We start from the raw sequence: 1,224 nt of genomic DNA, 5'->3' as shown, positions 1-1,224 counted from the left end.
CCTTCGAAGCGACATGCCTTAGCCTTGCGCAGACAAGCATAAGGGCCGATTCCCCGTCCGGGAAGCAGCCGACAACACGAGTCCTTCTGCGTATCTCGCGATTCAGCCGTTCGAGGATGTTGTTCGTCCGGATATTGCGCCAGTGCTGGCTGGGGAACTCGAGGTATGTCAGCGTTTCGCCAACTCCCTTCGCGTACATGTCCGCGGCCGAGTTCAGCTTCATCTCGCGCAACTTGCGTTCAACGTCCTTGACCTTGGCTAGCGTGGCTTCGCGGTCCTCCTGGGCGTAGGTGGCCTTGAGCAGGGCGGCCACTGCGGCGAACTTGTTGCGTGGCACCTTCGTGAACACGTTCCTGAAGAAGTGAACCGTACAGCGCTGCCATTTAACATCCGGGAAGACCTCCGATGCGGACTCCAGGAAGCCCAGGTGCTTGTCCGAGGTGAACAGCCGCACCCCCTTCAAGCCGCGTTCCTTCAGGCCTAGCAGGAACGATTTCCAGCATTCCTTGCTCTCGCTCGCACCTTCCGCCGCGCCGAGGATCTCGCGGTAGCCATCGCCGTTCACGCCTATGGCCACCAGCACCGACACGCTGGTCATCTCACCGCCCCAGCTGCGCTTCAAGTAGATGCCGTCCACGAACACGTAGGGGTATTCCCCGGTGAGCGGGCGGTTACGCCACTCCTCGATCTTGCCGTACACCTTCTGGTTCAGGTTGCTCACCGTCGAGGCACTTACGCGGGAGCCCCACAGAAGCTCGGTGACGTCCTCCACGCGACGCACGGATACGCCTGCCAGGTACATCTCGATGAGGGACTCCTCCACGGACGATTCCCTGCGTCGGTAGCGCTCTATGATGGCTGTCTCGAACGGTGCCAGGCGCAGCTTCGGGACGGCGATGTCGAGCTCTCCCGCACCCGTGAGCAGTTTCCTGTGGTAGTGGCCGCTGCGGTAGTTCCTGCGGCCTTCGGAGCGTTCGTGCTTTTCGGCATTGCAGAGGTCTGCCGCCTCCTCGTCTAGCATGGCGTTGAGCGTGTCTTCGACTGTGCCACGGATGAGCGTTTTCAGGTCGTCCTTGAGGCCGGCTTCGTCGATTTTGATTATATTTCTTTCCATAGGATGGTCCTTTTTTTGTGTTTGATTTGTGGTTATTTCAAATCTAAAAATTGGAACATCCTATTTTTTTACCCCCTTAGCGGAATTTGCGAAAGAAAATATACGTTACC

1 protein-coding gene is annotated in these 1,224 nt (G+C 58.1%); it reads right to left on the bottom strand.

What is annotated here, in order from left to right; translation table 11 throughout:
- On the bottom strand, positions 1–1,114 hold a 1,114-nt coding region (locus BUB22_RS15955; protein ID WP_073116669.1), incomplete at its 3' end, for an IS256 family transposase.
- Between the last annotated feature and the right edge of the window lie 110 nt (positions 1,115–1,224).

Origin of the sequence: Fibrobacter sp. UWCM (assembly GCF_900129735.1) — a bacterium.
GTDB lineage: Bacteria > Fibrobacterota > Fibrobacteria > Fibrobacterales > Fibrobacteraceae > Fibrobacter.
The sequence above is the reverse complement of the archived record's forward strand: the minus strand, read 5'-3'. Positions and strand labels throughout refer to the sequence as shown.